The organism is Kineosporia sp. NBRC 101731 (assembly GCF_030269305.1).
Lineage (GTDB): Bacteria > Actinomycetota > Actinomycetes > Actinomycetales > Kineosporiaceae > Kineosporia.
Genome location: NZ_BSTC01000014.1, coordinates 35179 through 60267 on the forward strand (window position 1 = coordinate 35179; position 25089 = coordinate 60267).

The following is a 25089-nucleotide window of genomic DNA, read 5'->3' on the forward strand; positions in this document are numbered from 1 at the left end:
GGTCTAGAGTAACGCTCACATCGGACGCCGATAAGTCCGATATGACCCATGGCGACCAACGGTCGTGCTCTGCCGTTCCGCGTTCTCCTGCTTGCCAATTCGCCGAGAAATTCAGCGAGCGGACCGTTCGGCTCCACGATGTTAACGTTCACTATTCGAGCAGGTGCTCCATGCGGTACGGCAGTAGTTCGCGCAGAACGATGGACGTGGACGTGCGGCGGATCCCCCGGCACCGCATGAGTTGCTGGGTGATCGAGTAGAGGTGGTCGGGGTCGCGCGCCGCGACCTGGATCATCAGGTCGGCCTCGCCGGAGATGCCCAGGCACTCGATCACCTCCGGAATCTTCGAGAGGTCGGCCAGCAGACCCTCGAACTCGCTCTGCTCGACCCCCGCCGTCACCATCGCCCGCATCGGCAGCCCTACCCGGGCCGGCGCCACGCGTGTGGAGTTGGCCCGCAGCGCACCGCCGGCGGCGAGCCTGTCCAGACGGGTGTGCACGGTGCCCCGGGCCAGCCCCAGATCCATGGCGAGCTTGGCCACGGTGGCCCGCTGATCCTGGTCCAGAGCGCGAAGAATGCGACGGTCCGTGTCGTCGAGAATGAACACATCGACCACTCTACGCAGGCGAAAGTCCCACCGATTGATCAGATCGACCGGTGCCGACGGCGTCACTTGCTCAAACCGACCGTGATGCCGTGTCATCACTGTCATGACGTCCACGACTGCACGGCCCAATGTCAGCGTCGGCGGCTATCTCGCCCGCCGCCTGGAACAGCTCGGGCTGGAGCACCTGTTCGGACTGCCCGGCGACTTCAACCTGGCCCTGCTCGACGAGATGCTCGCCACGACGAACCTGAACTGGGTGGGCTCGAGCAATGAGCTGAACGCCGGCTACGCCGCGGACGGCTACGCGCGCCTGCGCCGGGGCCCGGCCGCCTTCGTCACCACGTTCGGCGTCGGGGAACTGTCCGCCGTCAACGCCCTGGCCGGCAGTTACGCCGAGGACGTGCCGGTCGTGCACATCGTCGGACTGCCCTCGACCACGGTCATCAACAACGGCACGCTGGTGCACCACTCCCTGGCTGACGGCGACTTCGGGCACTTCGTGCGGATGGCCTCGGAGGTCACCGCCACCGCCGTCGTCGTGCGCACCCAAAACGCGGCCACCGCCATCGACCAGGCCCTGCTGACCGCCGTCGGCTCGTCCAAACCCGTCTACCTGGGTATCCCCGCCGATGTCGCGCTCGCCCCGGTCTCCGCCATGCCCCTGACCCGGCCCCTGCGCGTCCTGCGCAGCGACCCGGCGGCCGCCGAGGACTTCCGCGACGCGCTCACCGAGTTCCTCGGTGGCGCAGCCGAAGTCACCGTGCTGGCCGGCCCCCGCCTGTACCGGAGGCAGTTGGAGCAGCGCATCCGGGCGATCGCCGCCCAGAACGGCGTGCGCATCGCCACCCAGTCGGCATCCAAAGCCCTTCTCGACGAATCACATCCGGCCAACCTCGGGGTCTATGCCGGCGCCTTCACCCACAACGCCGAGACCCGCCGGCGCATCGACGAGGCCTCTCCCCTGGTGCTCTCGGGCGTCGTCCTCACCGACTTCCTGACCGGATCGTTCACCCACGGCTTCGACCCCGACCAGGCCGTCGACCTCCAGCTCGATCACGCACGCATCGCCGGGAACGCCTTCTACGGGCTGTATCTGGAAGAGTCGCTGCGCATCCTGGAAGAGGTGCTGGAAGCCCGCGACCCCCGCCCGGAACCCCTGCCGCGCCGCCCGGTGCCCGCGTCCTGCGCCCACAAAGCGGCCACCCCGCAGGGACAACTCACCCACGCCGACCTGTGGCCCCTGCTGCAGGACCACCTGGCACCCGGCACCCTGCTGGTCGCCGAAGCCGGCACGTCCTTCTACGGCGCCCTGGAGATGACCCTCCCCGACGGCTGCGACCTGCTCGGCCAGCCCGTCTGGTCGTCCATCGGCTACACCCTGCCCGCCACCGTCGGCGCGATGCTGGCCGAACCCGTCCGCGAGACCGTGCTGGTCATCGGTGACGGCTCGGCCCAGCTGACCATCCAGGAACTCGGCCGGCTGCTGGCCCTGGGCCTGAAACCGACCATCCTGCTGATCAACAACAACGGCTACACGGTCGAGCGCGCCATCCGCAGCCCCGAGGCCGCCTACCAGGACATCGTCGCGTGGAACTGGACCAGCCTGCCCGCCGCCCTGGGCGCCCCGACCACCCCGGTCTACCGGGTCGACACCCCGGCCGGCCTGGTCGAGGTGCTCGAGAAGGTGCGCGCCGACACCGATCAGGCCGCCCTGGTGGAGGTCATCCTCCCCCGCGACGACGCCCCGGAGTCGTTGCTGCACATCGCCCGCTCGGTGCGCTGAGACGGATTCGCCGGGCGCCGATCAGCCGCCGGCGCCGACGCTGTTGTCCGGGGCGTTGTCCCCGGTGATGTCTCCCCGCTCCACGATCTCGGGGTCGGGGTCGGGCGGCAGGATCGCGTCCAGCTCCTGCGCCCCCGCCGGGTGAGCGTCCTGCGCCGCCGACCGCACCACATCGGCGCTCGTCCCGCTCACCCGCACCAGCTCCTCGCCCCGGGTCAGCGCGTATTCCTGCCGGTCACCGGACTCCCGCCGCCAGCCGTCGCCGTCCTGCGTGCACGTCACTGTCGTGTCGGCCGACGTCGCGCCCGGGATCGGCAACGCCGCACAGGTGCTCGCGTCGATGGAGCCGTGCTCGACGGTGAGCCGCAGGTCGTCGCCCTGGGCCGAGGCATAGATGCCCTGGTACCCGGCGTCGCCGTAGACCCCGCTGCCCCCGGCCACGGCCTGGTAACCGTCCACCTCGGTCACGTACACCAGGTCGATGTCGAAACCAGCCGCCCGTGCCCGCTCTCGCTGTTCCTGGGACGGGGCAGCACCCTCCTCACCGCACCCGGCCAGGCCCAGAAGAAGCCCCACCACCACGAACACCGGCCACCGTTTCGTCACGATATGCACCCTAGAGGCTCCGGGGTTCGTCACCTCCCTCCGGCGCGCCGCCGGCACCATCGCACCCGCCAGGACCGAGACCGGTCCCGCGTCCGCGCAGATCCGGCGGCGCCACGGTTCACCCGCTCGCGCGGCCGGACGCGCGAGCGGGCTGTGCCTGGTCATGATCGGCGTGGTGCCCCTGGGTGCTATTTCCTCCGGTCCAGCGAGAACGTTCCTTCCCCGACGTCGGTGAGGGTGCGGGTGTACTGCCGCAGGTAGGTGTCCAGGAACGGCGACCGGTCGCCCTGGGTCGGGACATCGGTGCGGGGATCCTGCCGGGACAGGGCCAGTTTCGCCCCGGAGACCGCGATCGTGTTGCCGCTCGGGGTGTCCCGCCAGCTCCCGCTGCCGATGGTGCCGATCTGGACGCCCAGCTGGTGGCCCACCTCGAAGGTCCAGTCGGTGGACTTCAGGTCGAACGCGACCCGGCCCTTCTTCTCGATCAGCGCGACGTTCTCGTCGAACATCACCGCGGTGCCGTCCGGGGCGACGTCCCACAGCCGCACCATCACGTTGCCGGCCGCACCGGCCTTCAGGGTGATGCTTGGCGTGGCCGTGAGCCGGACCCGGGACGTGACCGGCCTCGACCAGCTCAGGTAGCTGTTCGTCGTCGACACCGCCAGGCTCCGGGCCGCGGACGGAGCCGGGTCGGCGGCGTGTTCCATGTCCCACTGCTGATCCGCGGGAGCGACTTTCGCGGCCAGGGTCGAGGCCGCGCCGTCGTCGACGTACTGCCCGTCCGGCAGGGCGGCGCTCAGCTGCGACGCTGCCGCCGGCCAGGTGGACTGGGCCCGCCAGGCGCCGGTGCTGTCCTCGATCGCGTACGCGGGGTCCTTCACCTGCGGCTGGACGCCCTTGAGGTAACGGTCGTAGAAGCGCATGACCTCGTCGAAGAAGCCGGCGCGGCCCTGCAGCAGCTGCCCCTGCCCGTTCGTCTCGTTGCCCCGCACGTGCTCCCACTGGCCCAGCCAGCCCCGCTCGACGCCGCGGTGGTGGTCGAGGTAGAGCTCGATGTCCTCGGGCTTGGTGTTGTTCTCGATGAATCCCTGGGTGACGAACAGCGGCGTGCTCGTGCCGGCCGCCTTCGCCGCGAGATTGCGTGAGCGCCAGTACGCCGAGTCCGGGTCGGGCTCGTTGTTGTTCGTCAGGTTGTCGGCCAGGCACTCGGGGTGTGCCGTCTCGTAGGCCGCGTTGGCCCGGTACCGGGCGCTGTCGTCGGGCATCGCGGCCATCGTCGCAATCCCGTTGTAGGCGTTGGGCGTTCCGGTCACGTTGGGCCGGGGGACGCCATTGCTGAACAGGTAGTCGTACATGTTCCAGACCGGCTCCTGGGCGACGACCGCCTTCAGGGCCGGCAGGCGCAGGTCGTTGCCGACCAGGCCGGTCGAGGCGTCGTACGACTTCCCGTACATGCCGACCTTGCCGGTCGACCACGACTGGCTCGCCGACCACTGGATCGCGGCCTTCACGTCGGCCTGCTCACCGGGCCCCACCCAGTCCAGGCAGCCGGTACTCCCGCCGAAACCCCGCAGGTCGACCATGACATAGGTGTATCCGCGGGCGAAGAGGTCGGTGCCACTGGTGAAGTCGGCGAACCGGGCGGACGGGCCGGTCTGCGTGAACCCCTCCGGGCCGGTCTGCCCGGCGTGACCGAAGTACGGGCCGACCGCGAGGATGACGGGTGTCTTCGCGCGGGCCGGCAGGTTCGCCGGCCGCAGCACATCGGCGTGGAGCTGGACCCCGCTGTGGTCGGAGGAGGGGAAGTAGACCTCGGTCCACACCGAACCCTCCGGGACGCGGGGGTTCTGCTCATGGGTGACACCCTCAGGAGCTGATGCCGACGACGGGGTGGCTTGGGCTCGGGCCTGGGCCGTACCCCCGACCGCGAGATTCCCGACGACGATCAGCGCACCGACAACGGCGGCTGTCATCCCGTGGCGCAGGTTCACAGGACCTCCCGGAACAAGGAAAGGGACATCTCTCGGAAGATGACACGCTAACCTGCAAACGTCCCTTTTGTCCCATTCCCCAGGGCTGGGCAGCTCCCGATCATCCGACTCCCCGGCGTGGGGCGCTCGCATTCACCCGTCCAGCACGAGATCATCATCGGTTCCGATGATCATGCTGGCCGCGTTCAGGATGCGGGGCCCGCGCCATGCCTGGAGACTCACCTGTGACGCAAAGAGCAATGAACCCCGAAAGGACCCAGTCCGCCCTGCGGACCGCGGCCTTGACCTCTGCCCAGTTACTGGTCGTGCTGCTCGCCCTCTGGGTCGGACTGAAACTGCTGGGGTCCGCCTGGTCGATCATCTGGCCCCTGGTGCTCGCGCTGCTCTTCACCACGCTGACCGAGCCACTGGCCCGGTTCCTGCGCAACCACGGCTGGCCCGCCACGGTGGCGGCCGCCACCGTCACGGTCACCGCGCTGCTGGTCGTCGTCGGCGCCCTGGTGCTGATCGTGGTTCCGGTGGCCGCACAGTCCGACCAGCTGGTCGACGGAGTGACCCAGGGAATCCAGCAGGCCCGCGACTGGGCCGACGGACCGCCGCTCAACATCGGTGACGACCAGGTGACCAAGGCCGTCGACTCAGCCGTGGGCAAGGTGCAGAGCAGCGTCAACGACATCATCACCGTCACCCTCTCCGGGGTGAGCACCATCGTGAACGGGCTTGTGACACTGGTTCTCGCGGTGTTCCTGATGTTCTTCTTCCTCAAGGACGGCACCCGGTTCCTGCCCTGGCTCTCGCAGCAGCTACCCGGCCGGCTCTCCCGCGACGTCCCGATCGTGGCCCTGCGCAGCTGGACCATGCTCGGGTCGTTCGTGCGCTCGCAGGCGTTCGTCGGCATGCTCGACGCCGTCTTCATCGGCATCGGGCTGTGGCTGGTCAAGGTGCCCCTGGTGCTGCCGCTGTCGGTGCTGACGTTCGTGGCGGCGTTCGTGCCGATCGTCGGTGCGCTCTTCGCGGGCCTGGTGGCCGTGCTCATCGCCCTGGTCTTCAACGGTTTCACCGCGGCCCTGATCGTGCTGGGCATCATCCTGCTGGTGCAGCAGCTCGAGGGAAACGTGTTCCAGCCGATGATCCAGAGCCGCGGCCTGGGACTGCACGCCGCGGTCGTCCTGCTGGCGGTGACCCTCGGCGGCACCCTGGCCGGAATCGTCGGCAGCCTGCTCGCGGTGCCGGTGGCCGGGGTGATCGCCGTGCTCTGGAACTACCTGCGTGAGGAACTCTCCGACCCGGTCGCCGAGCCCGAGATGACGGCGGAGCAGGTGGCCGAGGAGGACGACGCGGACGGCGGCGAGACAGCTCCCGCCTGAGGAGCCCGTTCACTGCCGCTGGACGGCGAGTGCCGGTTCACGGTCTTGACACTCTTCTGCACACCATGAACTGTTCCGCTTAACACAACGTGGTGCGTAATACGCAACGACGAGCGGCACGGTGGTGCGCTGAGGGAGCTGCCCGATGGGTGGCTCATGACCTGTGAGGAGTCGGTCGATGGCCGATACGGCACGGAAGCATCAGGACGACGGGGTCGAACCACTCTACGAACCTGCGTCCCTGCACGAGGCGAACAAGGATCAGCACCTGCCGACCGACCGGGTCGTGTTCGGTGTGGCAGCCGGGCTCATGGTCGCGTTCATCGCCTGGGGGGTGCTGGCCTCCGACAACCTGGGCGAGGTCGCCTCCACGGTGCTCGCGCACGTGATCGAGGGCGGTGGCTGGGCGTTCGTGCTGACGGCGAGCGGCTTCGTCGTCTTCGCCCTGTGGCTGGCCTTCAGCAGCTACGGCAAGGTGCCCCTGGGGCAGGACGACGAGGCGCCGGAATTCAGCACCATCTCCTGGATCTCGATGATGTTCAGCGCGGGCATGGGCATCGGGCTGATGTTCTACGGGGTGGGTGAGCCACTGGCCCACTTCACCTCGCCGCCCCCGGCCACGGCGCAGGCCGGCACACCCGAGGCGTTCGACGTCGCGATGGCCACGACCCTGTTCCACTGGACGCTGCACCCGTGGGCGATCTACGCGGTCGTGGGTCTGAGCATCGCCTACGGCACGTTCCGCAAGGGGCGGCCGCAGTTGATCAGCGCCGCGCTCATCCCCCTGTTCGGGCGCCGGCGCGCGGAGGGTGCCTTCGGCCGGGCCGTCGACATCCTGGCTATCTTCGCCACACTCTTCGGTTCGGCGGCATCGCTGGGCCTGGGCGCGCTGCAGATCGGTGGCGGTCTCACCGCCGGTGGATTCATGGACTCGGTCAGCACCTCGCTGCTCGTGGTCATCATCGTGGTGCTGACGATCGCGTTCATCGTCTCGGCGGTGTCCGGGGTGTCCAAGGGCATCCAGGCGCTCTCGAACATCAACATGGTGCTGGCCGGCGTGCTCGCCCTGGTGGTGTTCATCGGCGGCCCGACGATCCTGATCCTCGACCTGCTGCCGGCGATGATCGGTGACTACTTCGGCAACCTGTCGCAGATGGCGGCGCGCACCGCGGCCACCGGCGGCGACGCCACCGAGACCTGGCTGGCCGGCTGGACGGTCTTCTACTGGGCGTGGTGGATCTCCTGGACGCCCTTCGTCGGCATGTTCATCGCCCGCATCAGCCGGGGCCGCACCATCCGCCAGTTCGTCGCCGGGGTCATCCTGATCCCGAGCACGGTGAGCTTGATGTGGTTCGCGGTCTTCGGTGGCGCGGCCATCAACGCCCAGCGGGGCGGCACCGATCTGGCGTCGCGACCGATCGAGGGCCAGCTGTTCGGGCTGCTCGACACCTTGCCGCTGGGCGCCGTGCTCGGTGTCATCGCCATGGTGCTCGTCGCGATCTTCTTCGTCTCCGGCGCCGACGCCGCGTCCATCGTGATGGGCACGCTCAGCCAGCGCGGCACCATCCACCCCAGCCGGGGCGTCGTCATCTTCTGGGGAGCGGTGATGGGCGCGATCGCGGCCATCATGCTGCTCGTCGGTGGAGGGGGCAGCGACGCCCTGTCCGGCATCCAGAACATCACGATCATCATGGCCGTGCCGTTCCTGCTGGTCATGGTGCTGATGTGCGTGGCGCTGGTGAAGGACCTGCGGGAAGACCCGCTGGTGCGCCGCGACCGGCGGGCCACGGTGGCGCTGGAGCAGGCCGTCGACTTCGGCACCGAGAACTACGGTGACGACTTCTTCGTGACGGTCAAACCGCATCCGGTGGACGAGAAGGTCGCCTCTCCCGAGAACGACGAGAAGCAGGTTCCCCGGCAGGGGTGATTCGGCGTTATTCCGGAGGCACGCTGACTTCCCGGAATCGGCGTGCAGACCGAGACCTGCGCGTTGTGTACACATGGGACACTTGGTACCAAGTGTCCCATGTGTACACAACGCGCAGGCGGTCCTGGCCGAGGTGGGCCTACGGGCATCGCGGGCATCACGGGCATCACGGGCATCACGGGCCTACGGACGTCACGGGGCGCACCCCGATGTTCGCGCACGCCTCGCAGGTGGCGGCGGGGATCAGGCCCAGCCGCATGAGAACCGCGAAGATCCGGCAGCCCACGCAGAACCCGAGGGCCGACTCCAGCCCGGCGAACACGATCATCATGCCGATCAGCACCTGCGCGATGCCCGCCGCACCCGTGGCGGTGAGCACCACGGCGACCGTGGTCACCACCGCACCGATGCCCTGGGCGAACCGCTTGGGTGGCCCGGCCACCAGCCGGGCCGGGCCCAGACGCGGCGCGATCATCCGGGTCGCGAGCTGCCCCAGAGGGCTGAACCGCGGACCGGCCAGCACCCGGGCGACGAAGCCGTACGCCAGCAGCACGCTCAGCCACAGCCAGCCGGGGCCGGCGACCAGGCTGAGCCCGAGCGTCAGGGCGGACAGCACCACCACGCCGGCGGCCACCGAACGCGCGGCCAGCTCGTTCACCGGGTTCGGGAACGAGAACAGGCCCCGGGAGACCGAGACGGCGGGAACGGGGACGAACTGGCCGGTCATCGTCGGACCCTTCGGTGGAGACGGAGGTGCACCCGAACCATCATGCCTACGCATCCGGTAGGAAAGAAAGAGATTCCTGTCCGGAGAGCCGTAGCTGACCCAGCTCCTGAGTACATCGGGTCAGCGCTACGTACAACCCGTTCCAGCCCCGGGGTTCCCGGGTGATGCCGTGCGGGTCGACCACCAGCGTCGCATCCCACTCCAGGCCCTTCGCACCGGTCGCTGTCAGTACCGGCACGTCGTCGGCCGCGCCCGCCCGCAGGGCCTTCACCACCGGGACGACCCAGCGCTCCGGGGCCACCACCCCCACCGTACCGCCGGCCCAACGCCCACTCATGGCTGCCACCGCCTGCACCACCGCGGCCGGCAACCCGGACTCGTCCACCATGGATTCCCACGGACGCACCCCGGACGAGCGCACCGCCCGCGGCGGGGTGTTGCCGCTGCCGGCCCCGGCGAGCACCGGGCCGGTGAGTTCCATGACCTCGCGCGGAGTGCGGTAGCAGATGGTGAGCTCGGCCGGGGTCCAGCGCTCGCCCAGGGTGGCCCGCACCGCCTCGTCCCAGCTGGTGTGCCGGTGGGCCGCCTCCGTCTGGTCGATGTCACCGACCGCGGTGACCGATCCGGTCGGGCAGCGCCGCAGCACCATGTGCCACTGCATCTCCGAGAGTTCCTGGGCCTCGTCGATCACCACGTGCCCGTAGACCCAGCCCCGGTCGGACCGGGCCCGGTCGGCCACGAACTCCTCGGTCCGGTCTTCTCTTTCGACAGCACTGCCGAGCTGGTCGGCCACCGCGTCGAGCAGGGGCACGTCACTCGGCGCCCAGCCCGCCCTTTCACCGGTGACGAGGTCGATCTCGTCCTCGTTCAGGTGGGCCGGGCCCGCGTGACGGCGCAACCGCGCCTCGTCGTGGAGCAACTGCTCCAGCACGGCCTGCGGATCGAGGTCGGGCCACCACCCCCGCAGGAACGTGGCGATGTCGGCACTGGCCGCGATGTTCGCGCGCAGGTCGTCCACCTCGTCGTCCGACATCATCCCGTCGATGTCGGCGCCCACCGCCGTACCGGCCGGGGCGATCGTCTTCTTCGCACCGCGGTCGAAGACGGCCAGAACGTCTTCCAGTCCTTCCTCGACCTCGGTGAGCATCGCCTCCCGGCGCTCCAGGACGGCTTCGGTGAGGATCTGGCGGAAGTGCTCGGTGAACACCCGCCGGGCCTGGTGGTACGGCCGGCCGGACACCGATCGCAGGGCCTGCCGCACGACGCTCCCGGGCACCGTGTACGACTCCCCCTCCCAGCGCACGGTCAGGTCCTGTGGCGGCGGACGCAGCGAGGCGACGTGGCTCTCGATCGCCGGCTGCCACCCGGCCCGGCCCTTGACCTCCGCGGCCCGGCGGCTCTCCGCCCGGGTCACCGTGATCCCGGGGATCAGCGCGTCGAGCGTGCACGACACCACCGCGGTCTCCCCCAGCGCGGGCAGAACCTGGGCGATGTAGTCGAGGAACCGGGTGGAGGGCCCGAGCACCAGTACCGCCTGATCGGCCATCTGCCGATGGGTGAACAGCAGATAGGCCACCCGGTGCAGGGCCACCACCGTCTTGCCCGTACCAGGGCCGCCCTGAACGATCAGAGGGCTGTTCGCCGGGGCCCGGACGATGTCGTCCTGTTCGCGCTGCAGTGTCGCGATCGCGGTGGACATCTGCCCGGTGCGGCGCTGTCCCAGGGCCGCCAGCAGGGCGCCCTCACCGACGATCTCGCCGTTCGGTTCCGCGGCCTGTGCGTCGAGTGGCTCGTCGTTCACACCGACGACGGTGGTCGCCTCGACGCGCAGGTGCCGGCGCCGGGACTGACCCTGCGGTTCGAGCGGCGTGGCCGTGTAGAACGCCCGCGCCGCCTCGGCCCGCCAGTCCACGACCAGCGGATCGGCGTCCTCGTCCTCCTCGCGCAGCCCGATCCGGCCGATCCGCCGCACCGTCCCGTCCTGCGCGTCCAGACGCCCGAAGACCAGTCCGTCGCGGGCCCGGCGCAGCTCCTCGTACCTCTGCCGCAGACCCCGGGCGCGCGCCTTCCCAGCGTGATCACTTTCAGCGCCTTTGATTTCGCTTTCCAGATGCGAGAGCACCTGATCGTGACGCGCCAGGGCCCGGTCGAGGAACTCCTGTTCCTGGGCGACAGCGAGCCGCTCGGGGCCGGACAGATCGCGGTACATGAGAAACCTCGTCACCTGGGAGCGGATGCGCGGTCACATTAACGGCCCACCTGACCGCACCGCCAATCCAGAATCCGGCCAATTCTCTTGAGGAGAAAGATGTCTCAGATGCTTGCAGTGGCCCGGAGATCCATGTCCTCGAGATTCTTTTCCGCTTCGGGTCAGCCCTTGACAGCATCCTCCGCGCCTGATCATCGACCGAGCCCGGGATTCGGCGAGCAATCCCACCGCAGAGACGACGAACGCGAAAACCACGGTGCCCCGGCACAGTACGTTCGACGGTAGCTTTCGGGCCAGGCGCGCCCCGACTCAGCCGCCGAAGATGGTGCCGGGGATGAGGGCGGCGACAACGTTCTTCAGGGCACCGACCCGGCACAGCAACTCCTCCCGGAAGAGGGAGGCCAGGACGATCGCCTGCTCACCCATCACCGCGTCGGGACAGCCGCCGAAGATGCCGCACCCGAACACCGCCGGTTGCAGCCGGGCGCTGCCGCACCGGGCGCCCACGACGATCGTGGGGACGATGCCCAGGACCTGCCGCTTCTGGCCGGCCAGATCGGGACAGCTCTGCCCGCGTCACTCGAGATGCCACTCGAGATGCCGCCCGAGATGCCGTTCGGGGCCACCGGGAGAGCGCTACCGACGCCGGCCGACGCCACCGGAACCCGGCACCGACACCGACCCCGACCCGCAGCACGAAGGCGATCGACGATCCGCCGCCGGAGATCGCGTTCACGGCGCCGACCACCAGGCCGCCACCGAACCGGGCGGTGACTTCCCGGGGCCTCTTCAGAATTACCCCGGGGTTTCGCGGCTAACAGACGATAAAGGCCTCTTCAGCCACGCCGATGTTCGTGCGCAACGGTCCGAGTGCGGATCTACGTCAGATCCGGACGACCCGCCGGGGCGCGACACGGGAAATATTGGGGCAAAATGTCGGTCTGGCCAGGCAAAACACCAGGTGTTTCCCCCCGATGGGCCAATCTGACGCCATGTACCTGGTGGGTAACCCACCAGAAAGGCCGAGAAGGCTCTATGCTGGTGCGAGCCCCGCTAAGGCAATAAGGCAAGAGCGGGCGTCTGGGTTTGGGAGAAACATGGCACAGGGCACCGTCAAGTGGTTCAACGCCGAAAAGGGATTCGGCTTCATCTCGGTCGACGAGGGCGGCGCCGACGTCTTCGTCCACTGGTCGGCCATCCAGATGGACGGCTACCGCTCGCTGGACGAAGGCCAGCGTGTGGAGTTCGAGGTCACGCAGGGCCAGAAGGGCCCGCAGGCCGAGGCCGTGCGGGCAGCTTCCTGACCGCAGCCTTACTCAAGGCTTCGCGGCTCGGCCCTGCCGTAGCCGCAGCTCATAACAGTTCTCGCTTGGTGATGGCTCCACCACGCCAGGCATAGACCCTGCTCATTCAAGGGCTGACCTAGTCGCCCCGAGCAGACCAGACGTATCCCGGCGCGGAGTCTGACCAGGACTGTTGATGAGCAAACCGGGAGTGCGTCCGGCCTTCGGGCCGGGCGCACTTCTACGTTCCAGGTCCAGTTCCAGTTCGAGGTCCAGGCAGAGTCCGGAACGGCCAAGGGCTCCCGCCCTCAGGCACAACACGGCCCCGATCACGCGGTCAGGGTCAGCGCCATCGCGAACGGGCCGGTCGCAGTGTGTCCGCACCGCCAGCCACCAGCCCCAGCCGGTCTCGGCCGCACCCCGTGTTTGCCGGCTCTACCCCCGCGCCAGGCTGCCCCGCACGCCCTGAGCTGTTCGGCACCTCCCGGGCCGCTGGTACTCGCGACCCGCTCGACCCGCCCCCAGCTGGCTGGCACTCCCCAGCTGGCACTCCCAATTGCTGGCACTCCCTAACTGCTGGCACTTCCGACCTGCTCGGCATGCCCCAGCCGCCGGTCCTCCCGAGCTGCTGGTTACCCCGACCCGTTCGGCATGTTCCCAGCTGTTGGCACTCCTGCCCTGATCGGCACTTCAGGACCGTTCGGACTCCCCGGGACCGTCTTCTTCTCTCAATGCCCCCGGCCCGGACTGCGCAGTCACCTCGTGATCGGGCCGCATCGGCATCAGCTCACCACCGGCCCTGCATGCGCCCAGCACCAGCTCGGTACCGGTGGACATCAGGTCGGCGCCCGGTCGGCGCCCGCTGGGTGTACGTCGGGGCAGTATCCGAGAGTCATCCGGGCACTACTGCTCTGGATCGGGCCGCGAGGGGCCTTGGCCGGGGTCCTTTCGAGTCGCTGTCTTCCCCTGCTTACTTGTTCGCTGAAAGCCGAGGAGATGAGTCGCCGGAAATCCCGGTGCGGCATTGTTGATCAAGGCAATGCTTCTGCCCAGTTCCTTCACAGCCCCGAAATGATGCCGTCATTCACGGCGCTTCTTCTACGGCTGTAGGAGTCGCGACTCAAGTCCGGACCACGGCCAACGCCATTTCGCTGCCGGGCGCTCGGGGGGGGTGGGGCCGACCGCTTGCCGTTACCTACAGCGGGGTTGCGAAACCGTTACACAACGGCGGAGCGTTCGCCGAGCGGGGGTTCGGCCCGTGCTGGTGGTGCAGGACGGGAGTTTCGTCGGCGGGGTGGTCACGGTCACCGGATCAACCGGCGCATCCTGGCGGCGTGAGTGATGTCGTGGGGTGATCCGGCACGCTGGGCCGGGCCACCGAGGCGAACGCGACCGGACTGATCAGCGCCGCATCGCCGGGGCAAGCCTGCGCGCTGCCTTCGGGGCCTTGACCGAGTCCGGCCCGGACGCCATTCCAAGACGTTCCTGCGCGAGTACCGGTCTCTGCGCGACCCGCGCAGAGATCTTCCTCGGGCCGGGAAGCGACGCAGGAAGGCCGAGCCGATGCGGGCGTCGCGCTCGACCTGGATGTACACGGGTAGGAGCGTGAGAGTCATGAGCGCGGCGAAAACACCGAACCACAGCCACTGGTTGATGAGGAAGTTTCCCCATCACCCCATGACCAGTCCAGCCTGAACGACTGTCAGAGCACGCGCGGACCGCAGGGTCGTGGCCTTCAGGCGTAGCTCGACCAACTGTGATTCGGTGAGCTCCACGTCGTCAGGGCGCTGACGAGCCTGAAGCAGGGCGTCTTTCTGGGCCAGCCCTTACGGACGGTCCGGGGAAAGGCCTGCGGCCCGGCGCTTCTCGACCTGGTTGATCGAGTCGTGGTAGATCCGGACCACCGCGATCATCACCGCCGCCAGACCGCTGAAGACCAGCACCAGCCCGCTCCGGTCCAGGATCCCGATCCCGTCCATCTCCTCAGACGAGCGGGCCGCGATCGCCCGTCGCTTCGTCCCCCATGGGCTCGGTTTCGGGATAGCGGCGCAGGAAAGTGTCCGCGGGACGGGCATTGCGCTCGGTCAGGACGATGAAGGCGATGGCGAACAGGGTGAACGCGACGGCGAACGGGCCCCACCACCAGAAGGGCGCCTCGACCAGGAATCCCCACTGCCCGATGGTCATCCCCACACTCGTCAGCTCGAGCCACCGCTGAGATCGCAGCCATCGGGCGTAGGAACGCAACCGGATCATCTGCTCACGGGAGCCGGGGCCCTGTTCAAGAACCTCGAGAAGACGTTCTCTCTGCCGGAAGTGGCTGGGCATGCTCTCGGGCAGACCTGCTTCCCGGCGCAGCCTGCCCATCCGGACCGCGCTCAGGACACCCAGAACGCTGCCGATCACCGCCAGGGCGAAACCCACGACGCTCAGGCCCAACGCCAGCCGGTCCAGATTGCCCCAATCGTCCATGGGCACACTTCACCGCCCGATCAACCCGGTCGCAACCCGAGTGATCAAGGAAGCCCTTCCGGACTCAGGCGACGGGACCCCGATCGCCCGTCGCCTCGTCCCCCATCGGCTCCCCCTCGGGATACCGACGCAGGAAGGTGTCGGCGACCCGGGCATTACGCTCGGAAAAGACGAGGAGGGGCAAGTAGATGACAGTCACCAGGCCGGCGACCGAAACCTGCCCGCCGCTGGGCGTCTGTAGAAAACTTCCCCAGGACCCCATCAGGACTCCGGTCTGGAGGAGCACCATCCACCGGCGGGACCGCAGGGCGGTGGCGTACAGCCGCAGTTCGGTCAGCCGTTCGGGAGCGGTTCCGGATCCCAGGGCCGCCAGCAAGGCCCTCCTCTGCCCGAGATCGTTGGGCACCTTCGAGACAAGAGCGGCCGCCTGGCGCTTCCGGGTCTGCCGATCCACGCTCAGCAGCACTACGACCGACCCGAGGAAGACCAGCGAAATGCCGAGCAGGGTCAGGACGAACCCGGCGGGGTCCGCTATGCCTTTTTCGTGCACACCACACCTTGATCGTTCGCCGGTCCCCCGCGCAACCTCCACCCGGACGGGTATCGCCAATCCGGTGGTTCGAACCCATTGTTCTGGGCAGAATGTCCGGCGTAGGGGGAAGATCCACGGAGGGGGAAGCACGATGACCAAGGATGGACGCGTCGTACTGCCGGGCAGCGAAAGCCGCCGCTGGCTGCGGGAGACGCCACTGGAGACAACTCCGGAGCCGGAGGGGCGCACCCGGATCACGTTGCTGCTGCGCCGCCGGGCCCCGCTGCCCGACCGCCTGGTACAGACCGCCGCGGTGGTGACCAACGAGCAGCTCAGTAAGCAGTTCGGCGCCGACCCGGCGGATGTCGCGTTGGTCTCGGAGATCGTTCAGCGGGCGGGCCTGCAGGTGGTGGAGGCCGACGCCGAGGCCCGCCTGGTCACGGTGGAGGGCACGCTGGCCGGGCTGACCAGCGTGTTCGGCACCGAGCTGGAACTCTTCGAGGGGGAAGACCCGTTCCGCCCCGACCCGGTGCGGTACCGGCGGCGGATCGGTGAGATGACTCTGCCCGCAGAGCTGGACGGCATCGTCCTGTCGGTGATCGGCCTGGGCACGCAGCCCATTGCCCGTCCCGAGTTCCACGTACCCGACAGCACTCCCCAGATCACCTACTCCCCAGTGGAACTCGGCCGACTCTACCGGTTCCCGCCGGAACTGGACGGCACCGGGCGGCGACTGGCCGTGATCTCGCTGGGTGGGGCGTGCCGACCGCAGGATCTGGACGACTACTTCGCGGCGCTGGGTCTGAGCACCCCCGACATCACGCACATCAGCATCGACGGTGCCCCGACCGCACCGGGCGACGGGCCGGCGACCCGGTTCGACCTCGAGGTCACGCTCGACCTGCAGATCGCCGGGGCCCTGGCCCCCGGCGCCACGATCCTCAACTACGTGACGCACAACAACGGCCAGGGCATCCTGCTGGCGCTGCGCGCGGCGATCCACGCCTCCCCGTCGCCGACGGTCATCAGCCTGAGCTGGGGCTCGCCAGAGATCACCTACTCCGGTCAGCTCGCGCTGGCCATGCATGACCTGTTCGAAGACGCTGCGGCGCTGGGCATCACGGTGTGCGCAGCCAGCGGTGACTCCGGCAGTTCCAGCGGCATGCCCGACGGTGGCTCCCACGTGAACTATCCCGCCTCCGATCCCTGCGTGCTGGCCTGCGGCGGCACCTCGCTGATCGCCGACCCGGCCACCGGCACCATCCACAGCGAGACGACCTGGAACACCGGGGCCTCCAGCGCGACCGGGGGTGGTGTCAGCGGCGTCTTCGACCTTCCCCCGTGGCAGGGAACGGCCGACGTGCCACCGCGTCCCGACGCACAGGAGCACGGACGCGGCGTGCCCGACGTGGCGGCGAACGCCGACAACCAGACCGGCTACCGGATTCTTCTGGGCGGCAACGAGATCTGCGTGGGCGGCACCAGCGCCGCCACCCCGTTGTGGGCGGCGCTGGTGTGCCGGGCGGCGCAGTCGCTGGACCGGCCGCTGGGTCTGCTGCAGCCGCTGATCTACCAGGACCTGAAGGCCGACACGGTGACCCCGGGCTTTCGCGACGTGGTGCTCGGTGACAACGGCACGTACGCGGCCCGGCCAGGCTGGGACCCGAACACCGGCCTGGGATCGCCGCACGGCGAGGAACTGCTGGCAGTGCTACGGCAACGGTTCAGCTGAACCGGGCCCGGTGAGCGGTCTCGCGGATCCGGGCGATCTGCTGCCGGTCGAGCCCGACGTCGGTTTCGGCTCGGGCATATTCGCCGGACAGGGTGATCGCCGACGCCCGTGGGTCGTCGGTGGCCAAGGCCACCGGCACCCCGGCGGCGAGCAGAGCGTGCACCGGGTGCTCCCGGTAACTGCTGGCCACACTGGACACCCCGGCCCGGCAGGCCGAGCACCTCGCCGACGTCGGGGTGAGTCGTAGCCGGCCAACCGGCGAGGCGGACCTGCGCACCCTCGAGGGTGGATCACAGCAGCGGCATGTGCGCTGCCACCCGTCGCAGATCGGGATGGGCAAAACGGGACAACAGGGCATCGAACAGCACGAAGAAACCTTCTGGCAGACAAAGGACCACGACAGTGCAGCGAACGGGGGGTTCGCCTACTGGTAGAAGTCCTGCCGGAACGAGTGGTCGCCGAAGACGACAGCGCTGCGCACCTCACGCGGGGCCAGCCTCCAGATCACGGCGCGATGCTAGCGCACCGCCGCGCCGCCCGGCACCCCCGATCAGGGACGACGGCCGAATCATCACGAAAACGGGCATTCCCCCCATAGTTACTCTGATGTAGCATCGGGCTGGATCGATGGGGTAAGCGGTCGATCAGAACTGCCACGGGCCGACCGCCACGTGACAGTGGCAGTGTCGCGCGGAACCAGAACCTTCCGCCGCTGCCGAAAAATGGTGACTCACCATTCATTCCAGGGGGCCGTCAATGATGACGCACGACCGGACATTCACTTCCGCTCATCCGAGCTGAATTCCTCACTTAGCAAAGACCTCTCACGTTCGTCTGTCCGACAGCACTTTTCGCTGTCCGGAGACTTCGTCCTGCCTGCACGCCGTGAAAGATCTTCTTCGGGAAGGAATCCGACGGGTGCTCGAAACCTTCACCACCGCCGATTCACAGACAGCCGCCGAGCCGCTGCTGCGGTGGCTCACCCAGGCATCCGGCGACGTCGGCCTGCACGTGGCCGCCCCGACCGCCGGCTGGGACTACATCTCCTACCGCGACCTGGCCGTCCAGGTGAAGGTGTTCGCCGCGGGCCTACAGGCGCAGGAGCTGCACTACGGCGACGTGGTGACCCTCATGGTCAGCGAGTCGGAGCAGTTCATCGTCTCCTTCTTCGGCTGCCTGCTCGCCGGGGTCACTCCCTCGACCGTCATGCCCCGGGGACTGTTCCGCAAGGCCGACGGCTACATCTCGCACGTGTCCGGCATCCTCAACGCCGCCGACCCGGCCCTCGTGATGGCCGGTGAGGAATCGCACGAATATGCCCAGGAGGCTGTCAAGGCCTCCGGACTGCCCTCTCCTGTCGTTACTTTCACGGTCGTTCGGGAGACCGGGGCGAAGGGTCCACCGGTCCGGGTACCGGCCGACCGACCACCCGGGGGCACCGCGCTGCTGCAGTTCACCTCCGGCTCCAGCGGCGACCCCAAGGGGGTCCGGGTGAGCTGGGGCGCGCTCACCGCGAACGTCGCTGCCATCCGGGACTGGCTGGGCCTGACACCGCAGGACCGGTTCGCCGGATGGCTGCCGCTGTTCCACGACATGGGGCTGATCGGCCAGATGCTGACGAGCATCACCAACGGCGTGGACACCTGGATCCTCAGCCCCGAGCAGTTCATCCGCAATCCCGGGCGCTGGGTGGAATGCTTCGGGAAGTACGGCGCGACCATCACCACCTCACCGAGTTTCGGCTACTCCTACGCCGCCCGCCGGGTCTCCCCCGACGACCTGGCCGGCTACGACTTCTCCCGCTGGCGCATCGCGATTCTCGGTGCCGAGCGCATCGACCCGGTTGGGGTCAACGACTTCACCCGGCTAGCCGCGCCCTTCGGCTTCGACCCGCACGCGCTGGTGGGCGCCTACGGCCTGGCCGAGGCGACCCTGGCCGTCACCGGGGTCCACCCGGCCGACGGATCGCCCCTGGTGAAGGTGCCCAGCACCGTGGTCGCGCCCGGGTCCCCGGTCGGCGCGCGGCGCGACGGGCTGCTCGGACGTGACCGCGGGACCGGCGAGCATCTGGTGGGCTGCGGCCGCCCGCTCGCCGGCCTGGAGGTGCACGTGCTCGACGACGAAGGTGCGGAGGTTCCCGACGGAACCTTGGGCGAGATCTCCATCAGCGGGACCTCGCTGGCCGACGGCTACGTGCTGGGCGACCGCCGGACCATCGACTTCGACCCCGCCGGTCATCTCACCGGCGACGCCGGTTTTCTGCTCGACGGCGAGCTTTTTGTGGTCGGCCGGATCGGCGACAGCATCAAGGTGCGCGGTGCGATGGTGTTCGCCGAAGACCTGGAGGCCGAACTGGAGCGGGTCTCGGGGGCCCGGCACGGACAGGTCGCGGTGCTGCTCGGCCGCTCCGGCGGCTGCGACCGGGCCGTGGTGCTGATCGAGAGCTCGTCCCCGGAACGCTGGAACGACCGGATCGGCACGATCATCTCCACCGTGCGCGCCCGCACCAGCCCGGAGTTCGACTGCCCGGTCTACGCGGGCCGTTCCGGGGCCATTGCCCGCACCTCGAGCGGAAAACCGCGTCGGCGCGTGCTGTGGCGTGACTATCTGGCCGGTGACCTCACCGACTGGCAGCTCGCGACCCAGGAAGGCCGGTCATGACCGCTACGAACGAGACGACGACGAACGAGACGGCGCCCGTCGTCGGTCTGCTCGACGTCGAGGACACACCCGGGGCCCGGGACAGTCGGCTACCACCGCCCCGCGCCCTGTACAACCAGTGGGAGAAGCAGCAGTGGGCGATCGCCCAGGTGAACGTGGGGCGCGATCGGGAGCAGTGGGAGACGCTGCGGCCGTTCGCGCGTCAGGAACTGCTGGGTGCGCTCAACGAGCTGGAGACCGGTGAGGTCTTCGTCAGCCGCACCCTCAGCACCCTGGTCGGTTTCGCTCCCTCCGACCCCGACCGCCTGTTCCTCAGCACCCAGGTCGCCGACGAGGCCCGGCACGCCCAGTTCTTCCAGGACTACCGGCTGGACGCCGTCGGCCTGGAAGACGCTGCAGACGAGGACGACTCGGCCTACGCCCAGCTGTTCGAGCCGACGCTGCGATCGAGCCTGGAGCAGGTGGCAGCCACCGGTGGGGACGTGGGCTGGTGGCACACGGCGGTGGTGGAGTACCACCTCGTCACCGAGGGCATCCTGGCCGCCGCCGCACTGCACCTGACCCGGCGCATCGCCCGGCGGTTCCAGCTGCCCGCGTTGGAAGAAGGCCTGGGCAATGTGATTCGCGACGAGTCAAGGCATTTCACCTACGGTCTGGCCGCCACCCGGCAGGCCGTCGAGGGCCCGCTGCGGGACCGGATCGCGCAGGTCTACCTGAACGGAGTCGAGGCCTCGGCCCGGATCATGGTGAACCCGCAGCGCAAGAGCGCGGCCCCGGTGCTGCGCCCGGCCCTGCTGCAGCGGGCCGCCCTGCTCAGTACCCAGTGGGATCTCACCCGTACCCGGGCGCTGCGCCAGTTGCGCCTGATGGGTCTTCCAGAACTGCGGGACGACACCGAGAAGATCTGGGACCGCACCTTGGAGACCGCCCTGTCGGAGTACGCGGACGTCTGGGGTACACCGCACCCGGTCGCCGCCGCCCGCTGAACGACCCTACCCACAGGAGACAGACATGGCTCAGAACACCGAGATCGGCGAGAACACCACATCGTCCACCTCTTCCCCGGACATCGGCGCCCGGGTGCGGGATGTCGTGGGCAGTCTGGTGCCCGGAGGCCGCCGGGAGGTCGAGACCGGCGACCAGCTGACCGACCTGGGTTTCGACTCGCTCGGCACACTTGAACTGGCGATGGCGCTGGAGACCGAGTTCGACCTGGGCGAGGTGCCGGAGGGGCAGGCCGTGGAGATGGCCACGGTCGGTGACATCGAGAAGCTGGTCAGCTCGCTGATCGGCCCGACGGCAGCGCCGGGCCCACAGTGACGGCTGAACGTGAGGCCTGGCTCAACGCTCTCTCCCGGCTCTACCCGGTACCCGCCGGCTACCGGGTGCCACTGCTGGACGAGGACGAGGCCCAGGATGTTTTACGCTGTGGTCCGGATATTTTCGCCGACCTGGTCGCCGCCGGGCTGCCCCACGACGGGGGCCGGTTCGACCGTAACGACCTCACCAACCTCGCCCTCGACGCCGGGACCGGGCAGTCCCGTCCCGAGCGGGCCGTGCGTTACGCCCTGCGCTGGATGCGGGAGGATCCCCGTACCTGGGAAACCCCGATGCGGTGGTCGTTCTCGATCGAGATGTCGGTACCGGACGACGCGGCCGGCCGGTGGTCGCACACCCGGTTCCTGCCCGAGCTGAACGGCGGACTCCTGGAGAACTGGGAGAGCTCGGCGGCGGTGCGGATGACGCCCACGCACTTCGAATTCGACGGGCCCGGCCCGGTGACGTTCTCGGGCAGCATCAGCACGGCGGGCAAGGTGCAGGGTCTGGTCTCCCCGGCGCTGCGCAAGATCACCGAGGAGTTCCTCGACCGCGGGTACCGCTGGGTCCGGCTGCCGGAGGACTGCCAGCACGACTACGCACCGATCCTGGACGCGGGGGTCGCCCCGTGCGTCGCGGCGTCCACTTACCTGCAGAAAGAGTTCCAGGCGGCCGGTTACGAGGCCCGCACCCGGGGCGGGTGGATCCTCGGCATGCTCGACCTGGCGCACTCCTGGGTCGAGGTGGTGGACGACGACGGGGTCACCAAGCCCGTCGACGCGGTCTTCGAGCGACTGTCGGCCCTCGCCGAGCACCCGCATCCCGGTATCCCCGCAGCCTGCGTGGGTTCGCGCATCAACCGGATGCTGCCGGGCGCGATCGGTGCCGGGGCTCCCGAGTCACTGCACCACACAGCCGGCGGCGCGCGCCCGGCGACCACCCGCACCGTGATCAGAAGGGTAGGAGCCAGATGACCACCACCTACGCCAGCGTCCGGGAACGGCTCGATCAGGACCCCGGGTTCCGCGACGTGCTCAAGCGCCTGGTGGACCTGTCGGAGCGGGACTACTACAACCCGTACCGCGAGTTCCGGTGGCCCGACAGCCTGCCGGAGCAGCGCTGGTGGATGACGCCGGAGATGATGGTCGAGCACGGCACAGCGATCGGCGCCACCCTGAGCGAGCAGCAGCTGCAGGTGATCTCGCGCTGGGAGAGCATCAATTTCTACAGCCTCAACGTGCACGGTATCCGCGAACTGCTGCACGAGATCATCGCGCGGATCCACACGGCCGATTTCGTGGTGCCCTCGGCGTACTTCCACCACATCATCGGCGAGGAGAACGAGCACATGTGGTTCTTCGCCGAGTTCTGCCTGCGGTACGGCGGCAAGATCTACCCCTCCCGCGCCATGAGCCTGGCCGGGCCGGGCGTGGCCGAGGCCGACCACTTCCTGGTCTTCTCCCGGCTGCTGATCTTCGAGGAGCTGGTGGACGTGTTCAACCAGCGGATGGGCCAGGACGAGCGCCTCGACCCGACGATCCGCAAGGTCAACGAGGTGCACCACCGGGACGAGTCGCGACACATCGCGTTCGGCCGGCAGATCGTCGCCATGCTCTGGTCGGACCTGCGCGACCGCATCGACCAGACCCAGCAGGCCGTGCTGGAGGCGTACATCAAGCGGTACATGATCGCCTCGATCGACAGCCTGGTCGACCCCCTGATCTACAAGGACGCGGGAATACCCGACCCCTACGAGGTGCGCCGTCAGGTGCTGGCCGACCCGTCCCACCCGGCCTACGTGGAACGGATCCTCAAACGCAGCATCTCGTTCATGACCAGCACCGGCGTGTTCACCTCGCCGCTGTTCGAGGAACCGCGCCGGGCCGGGGCGGCCTCGTGAGCAACGGTTTCGACGTCGTCGCGCAGAACCTGCGCACGCGCTACCAGAAGGTGCAGGGCAGCGGCGAGCAGATCCCGCCGGGTTACGACCTGATCGAGAACCGGGTGCTCGACTCGCTCGGGTTTGTCGAGTTCATCCTGCTGCTCGAGGAGCACTCGGGCCGGGAGATCTCGATCGACTCGGTGAGCAGGGAGGACTTCCGGACCGTCGAGTCGATCAGGAAGAGGTTCTTCGATGACGTCTGAGACCGTGCTGACGGGCACCGACGTCACCGGTGACGGCCGGGCCACCCTGGGTCCCGCCGCGATCGGGCTGCTGGGCCGCCTGGACCGGACCTTCGCCGGGTGGGGCCTGGAGGCGGGCGCGCAGGAGTACCGATTCCCACCTCTGCTCACCGTCGGGGACCTGGCGAAGATGGACTACTTCGACAACTTCCCGCACCTGGCCTCACCCGTCTCCGCACTGAACCGCACGCTGATGAGTGACGCGGGGCTCGCCGAGGGCACGGTCGCGGACGGCGCGGTGGTGGCGTCGGCGCTGGTCGATGCCGAGTACGTGCTCCCCTCGGCCGCCTGCTACGGCGCCTACTTCGACCTGGCAGGCTCCCCGGTCGAGGGTGGAAATCGCGTGATCACCACGGTGGCAACGTGTTTCCGTCGGGAGGACCATTACGAGGGCCTGCGACGGCTGTTCGGCTTCACCATGCGGGAGGTCATCCTCGTCGGTGACCGCGACACCGTGCTGGAGCACCTGGGCACGTTCAAGGCGCGGATCGCGGCATTCCTGGAACAGCTGGGCCTGCCGCACCACGTCGACGTGGCCACCGACCCGTTCTTCGACCCGAACGGCGCCAAGAGCAAGATGCAGAAGCTCTTCCCGACCAAGGAGGAGTTCCTGTACGACGGCACACTGGCCATCGCATCGGTGAACTTCCACCGTAACTTCTTCGGCGACCGGTACCGGATCCGGCTGCCCGACGGCTCGCCGGCTTTCACCGGTTGTGTGGCCTTCGGCCTGGAGCGCTGGATCAGTGCCCTGGGCCGGCAGTATCCCGCCCTCGCCTCCGTCGACCAGCTACTCACGACTTCTGGAGCGTAAGCATGACGTCTTCGACACAACCGGAACCGGGCTGGGTGGTGGAGGGTGCGGACCTGTCCCGTCCCAGCATCGCGCGGATGTACGACTACCTGATGGGCGGTGACCGCCACGTCGAGGAAGACCGCGACGTGGCGCACGCCGCCCGCAACGCCGCCCCGATGATCCGGCTGACCATCTGGGAGAACCGCAAACTCATCAAACGAGTGGTGCGCGAGTTGGTCGCGGGCGGGGTAACGCAGATCCTCGACATCGGCTCCGGCATCCCGGCCCGGGCGTCCGTGCACGAGGTGGCCCACGCCATCAACCCGGACGTGAAGGTGGTCTACGTCGACATCGACCCGGTGGCGGCGGCCCGGGGCCGCGAGCTGCTCGCAGACCTGCCGCACTGCGGCTCGTTCCAGGGCGACCTGACCAAACCGCAGGAGATTCTCCAGCACCCGGACGTGATCTCCCGGCTGGATCTCTCGCAACCGGTGGCGCTGTTCTTCTTCAACGTGCTGCACTTCCTCGACCGGGACGAGGTGGCCGCCGCGCTGGAGGTCTACCGGGATGCGCTGGCCCCCGGCAGTCACCTGGCCATCAGCCACGGTACCGGCGAGCTGGACGGTCGGGGGCAGGCGATCGGGGAGGTCTACGCCGGCGCCTACGGCCATCTGGACTACCGCACGAAAGACCAGCTGGCCCTGCTGTTCGGCGATTTCGGGCTGCTGGAGCCCGGGATCGTGCTGTTGCCCGACTGGCGGCCGGAGCCCTCACCGCTGAGCAGCCGGCTGGGTGCCCGGGGTGCCCCGGTGAACTGTTACGCGGGGGTCGCGGTCAAGCCCTGAAACGGTGCCTGCGCGGTCCGGCGCTCCGGCCGGACCGCGCAGGTGTTTCA

Annotated in this window: 23 protein-coding genes; 13 read left to right on the forward strand and 10 right to left on the reverse strand. The window is 68.7% G+C overall.

Annotated elements, in window-relative coordinates; all coding sequences use genetic code 11:
- Positions 1 to 151: 151 nt before the first annotated feature.
- A complete protein-coding gene (locus QSK05_RS29210; RefSeq protein ID WP_285600587.1) occupies positions 152 to 607 on the reverse strand; it encodes an Lrp/AsnC family transcriptional regulator in 456 nt (151 codons plus the stop codon).
- Positions 608 to 710: 103 nt separating this feature from the next.
- Here QSK05_RS29210 and QSK05_RS29215 point away from each other — a divergent pair, with 103 nt between their 5' ends.
- On the forward strand, positions 711 to 2390 hold the full coding sequence (locus tag QSK05_RS29215) for an alpha-keto acid decarboxylase family protein (protein WP_285600588.1): 1680 nt from the start codon (positions 711 to 713) through the stop codon (positions 2388 to 2390).
- A gap of 21 nt (positions 2391 to 2411) precedes the next feature.
- Here QSK05_RS29215 and QSK05_RS29220 read toward each other — a convergent pair whose 3' ends face one another.
- Positions 2412 to 2996, reverse strand: a complete 585-nt coding sequence (locus QSK05_RS29220; protein ID WP_285600589.1) for a hypothetical protein — start codon at positions 2994 to 2996, stop codon at positions 2412 to 2414.
- Positions 2997 to 3184: 188 nt separating this feature from the next.
- A complete protein-coding gene (locus tag QSK05_RS29225) occupies positions 3185 to 4969 on the reverse strand; it encodes a CocE/NonD family hydrolase (RefSeq protein WP_502879831.1) in 1785 nt (594 codons plus the stop codon).
- A 257-nt stretch (positions 4970 to 5226) separates the two neighbouring features.
- On the opposite strand from QSK05_RS29225, the gene QSK05_RS29230 reads away from it, so the two are divergent.
- Both QSK05_RS29230 and QSK05_RS29235 read left to right on the forward strand, forming a co-directional pair.
- On the forward strand, positions 5227 to 6354 hold the full coding sequence (locus QSK05_RS29230; RefSeq protein WP_285600591.1) for an AI-2E family transporter: 1128 nt from the start codon (positions 5227 to 5229) through the stop codon (positions 6352 to 6354).
- A 178-nt stretch (positions 6355 to 6532) separates the two neighbouring features.
- Positions 6533 to 8281: a BCCT family transporter gene (locus QSK05_RS29235; RefSeq protein WP_285600592.1), complete on the forward strand. Its 1749-nt coding sequence runs from the start codon at positions 6533 to 6535 to the stop codon at positions 8279 to 8281.
- Positions 8282 to 8456: 175 nt separating this feature from the next.
- Here QSK05_RS29235 and QSK05_RS29240 read toward each other — a convergent pair whose 3' ends face one another.
- The 3 genes from QSK05_RS29240 to QSK05_RS29250 all read right to left on the reverse strand — a co-directional run bounded on the left by QSK05_RS29240 (position 8457) and on the right by QSK05_RS29250 (position 11724).
- A complete protein-coding gene (locus QSK05_RS29240) occupies positions 8457 to 9008 on the reverse strand; it encodes a DUF4395 domain-containing protein (protein WP_285600593.1) in 552 nt (183 codons plus the stop codon).
- A gap of 46 nt (positions 9009 to 9054) precedes the next feature.
- Positions 9055 to 11217 (reverse strand): HelD family protein, encoded by a 2163-nt coding sequence (locus QSK05_RS29245; protein WP_285600594.1) that lies wholly within the window; start codon positions 11215 to 11217, stop codon positions 9055 to 9057.
- Positions 11218 to 11526: 309 nt separating this feature from the next.
- A complete protein-coding gene (locus tag QSK05_RS29250) occupies positions 11527 to 11724 on the reverse strand; it encodes a hypothetical protein (protein WP_285600595.1) in 198 nt (65 codons plus the stop codon).
- 590 nt (positions 11725 to 12314) lie between these two features.
- Between QSK05_RS29250 and QSK05_RS29255 the strand changes: the two genes are divergently transcribed.
- Positions 12315 to 12521 (forward strand): cold-shock protein, encoded by a 207-nt coding sequence (locus QSK05_RS29255; RefSeq protein ID WP_231488911.1) that lies wholly within the window; start codon positions 12315 to 12317, stop codon positions 12519 to 12521.
- 1805 nt (positions 12522 to 14326) lie between these two features.
- Here QSK05_RS29255 and QSK05_RS29260 read toward each other — a convergent pair.
- From QSK05_RS29260 to QSK05_RS29270, 3 genes are all read right to left on the reverse strand, one after another.
- A complete protein-coding gene (locus QSK05_RS29260) occupies positions 14327 to 14479 on the reverse strand; it encodes a hypothetical protein (RefSeq protein WP_285600596.1) in 153 nt (50 codons plus the stop codon).
- A 4-nt stretch (positions 14480 to 14483) separates the two neighbouring features.
- On the reverse strand, positions 14484 to 14972 hold the full coding sequence (locus QSK05_RS29265; RefSeq protein WP_285600597.1) for a hypothetical protein: 489 nt from the start codon (positions 14970 to 14972) through the stop codon (positions 14484 to 14486).
- A 64-nt stretch (positions 14973 to 15036) separates the two neighbouring features.
- Positions 15037 to 15522 carry a hypothetical protein gene (locus QSK05_RS29270; protein ID WP_285600598.1) on the reverse strand — a complete coding sequence of 162 codons (486 nt, stop codon included), beginning with the start codon at positions 15520 to 15522 and terminating at the stop codon, positions 15037 to 15039.
- A gap of 133 nt (positions 15523 to 15655) precedes the next feature.
- On the opposite strand from QSK05_RS29270, the gene QSK05_RS29275 reads away from it, so the two are divergent.
- Positions 15656 to 17236 (forward strand): S53 family peptidase, encoded by a 1581-nt coding sequence (locus tag QSK05_RS29275; RefSeq protein WP_285600599.1) that lies wholly within the window; start codon positions 15656 to 15658, stop codon positions 17234 to 17236.
- On the opposite strand, the gene QSK05_RS29280 is transcribed toward QSK05_RS29275, so the two are convergent.
- Complete coding sequence (locus tag QSK05_RS29280) at positions 17229 to 17426, reverse strand: hypothetical protein (protein ID WP_285600600.1); 198 nt, start codon at positions 17424 to 17426, stop codon at positions 17229 to 17231. The two genes, QSK05_RS29275 and QSK05_RS29280, sit on opposite strands and share 8 nt — an antisense overlap.
- 728 nt (positions 17427 to 18154) lie before the next feature.
- Between QSK05_RS29280 and QSK05_RS29285 the strand changes: the two genes are divergently transcribed.
- The 8 genes from QSK05_RS29285 to QSK05_RS29320 are packed head-to-tail and all read left to right on the forward strand — an operon-like array spanning position 18155 to position 25039.
- The gene (locus QSK05_RS29285; RefSeq protein ID WP_285600601.1) at positions 18155 to 19897 is read left to right on the forward strand and encodes an AMP-binding protein; all 1743 of its coding nucleotides are present in this window, start codon (positions 18155 to 18157) and stop codon (positions 19895 to 19897) included.
- Positions 19894 to 20883: a ribonucleotide-diphosphate reductase subunit beta gene (locus tag QSK05_RS29290; protein WP_285600602.1), complete on the forward strand. Its 990-nt coding sequence runs from the start codon at positions 19894 to 19896 to the stop codon at positions 20881 to 20883. The genes QSK05_RS29285 and QSK05_RS29290 overlap by 4 nt, the downstream gene beginning before the upstream one ends.
- 25 nt (positions 20884 to 20908) lie before the next feature.
- The gene (locus tag QSK05_RS29295; protein ID WP_285600603.1) at positions 20909 to 21217 is read left to right on the forward strand and encodes a phosphopantetheine-binding protein; all 309 of its coding nucleotides are present in this window, start codon (positions 20909 to 20911) and stop codon (positions 21215 to 21217) included.
- Positions 21214 to 22188, forward strand: a complete 975-nt coding sequence (locus tag QSK05_RS29300; protein WP_285600604.1) for a hypothetical protein — start codon at positions 21214 to 21216, stop codon at positions 22186 to 22188. Before QSK05_RS29295 ends, QSK05_RS29300 begins: the two co-directional genes overlap by 4 nt.
- Positions 22185 to 23114: a diiron oxygenase gene (locus tag QSK05_RS29305; protein ID WP_285600605.1), complete on the forward strand. Its 930-nt coding sequence runs from the start codon at positions 22185 to 22187 to the stop codon at positions 23112 to 23114. The genes QSK05_RS29300 and QSK05_RS29305 overlap by 4 nt, the downstream gene beginning before the upstream one ends.
- Complete coding sequence (locus QSK05_RS29310) at positions 23111 to 23359, forward strand: acyl carrier protein (RefSeq protein ID WP_285600606.1); 249 nt, start codon at positions 23111 to 23113, stop codon at positions 23357 to 23359. The genes QSK05_RS29305 and QSK05_RS29310 overlap by 4 nt, the downstream gene beginning before the upstream one ends.
- Entirely contained in the window at positions 23349 to 24212 is an 864-nt protein-coding gene (locus QSK05_RS29315) for a class-II aminoacyl-tRNA synthetase family protein (protein WP_285600607.1), read from the forward strand. Before QSK05_RS29310 ends, QSK05_RS29315 begins: the two co-directional genes overlap by 11 nt.
- Positions 24213 to 24214: 2 nt before the next feature.
- Positions 24215 to 25039: an SAM-dependent methyltransferase gene (locus QSK05_RS29320; protein ID WP_285600608.1), complete on the forward strand. Its 825-nt coding sequence runs from the start codon at positions 24215 to 24217 to the stop codon at positions 25037 to 25039.
- Positions 25040 to 25089: the final 50 nt, after the last annotated feature.

Bases quoted from the DNA above. Each gene is read 5' to 3' on its own strand.
- QSK05_RS29240 (WP_285600593.1), bottom strand. From the start codon at position 9,008: ATGACCGGCCAGTTCGTCCCCGTTCCCGCCGTCTCGGTCTCCCGGGGC.
- QSK05_RS29260 (WP_285600596.1), bottom strand. From the start codon at position 14,479: ATGGACGGGATCGGGATCCTGGACCGGAGCGGGCTGGTGCTGGTCTTC.
- QSK05_RS29305 (WP_285600605.1), top strand. From the start codon at position 22,185: ATGACCACCACCTACGCCAGCGTCCGGGAACGGCTCGATCAGGACCCC.
- QSK05_RS29230 (WP_285600591.1), top strand. From the start codon at position 5,227: ATGAACCCCGAAAGGACCCAGTCCGCCCTGCGGACCGCGGCCTTGACC.
- QSK05_RS29320 (WP_285600608.1), top strand. From the start codon at position 24,215: ATGACGTCTTCGACACAACCGGAACCGGGCTGGGTGGTGGAGGGTGCG.
- QSK05_RS29255 (WP_231488911.1), top strand. From the start codon at position 12,315: ATGGCACAGGGCACCGTCAAGTGGTTCAACGCCGAAAAGGGATTCGGC.
- QSK05_RS29235 (WP_285600592.1), top strand. From the start codon at position 6,533: ATGGCCGATACGGCACGGAAGCATCAGGACGACGGGGTCGAACCACTC.
- QSK05_RS29215 (WP_285600588.1), top strand. From the start codon at position 711: ATGACGTCCACGACTGCACGGCCCAATGTCAGCGTCGGCGGCTATCTC.
- QSK05_RS29315 (WP_285600607.1), top strand. From the start codon at position 23,349: ATGACGTCTGAGACCGTGCTGACGGGCACCGACGTCACCGGTGACGGC.
- QSK05_RS29275 (WP_285600599.1), top strand. From the start codon at position 15,656: ATGACCAAGGATGGACGCGTCGTACTGCCGGGCAGCGAAAGCCGCCGC.
- QSK05_RS29295 (WP_285600603.1), top strand. From the start codon at position 20,909: ATGGCTCAGAACACCGAGATCGGCGAGAACACCACATCGTCCACCTCT.
- QSK05_RS29265 (WP_285600597.1), bottom strand. From the start codon at position 14,972: ATGGACGATTGGGGCAATCTGGACCGGCTGGCGTTGGGCCTGAGCGTC.
- QSK05_RS29245 (WP_285600594.1), bottom strand. From the start codon at position 11,217: ATGTACCGCGATCTGTCCGGCCCCGAGCGGCTCGCTGTCGCCCAGGAA.
- QSK05_RS29290 (WP_285600602.1), top strand. From the start codon at position 19,894: ATGACCGCTACGAACGAGACGACGACGAACGAGACGGCGCCCGTCGTC.
- QSK05_RS29225 (WP_502879831.1), bottom strand. From the start codon at position 4,969: ATGACAGCCGCCGTTGTCGGTGCGCTGATCGTCGTCGGGAATCTCGCG.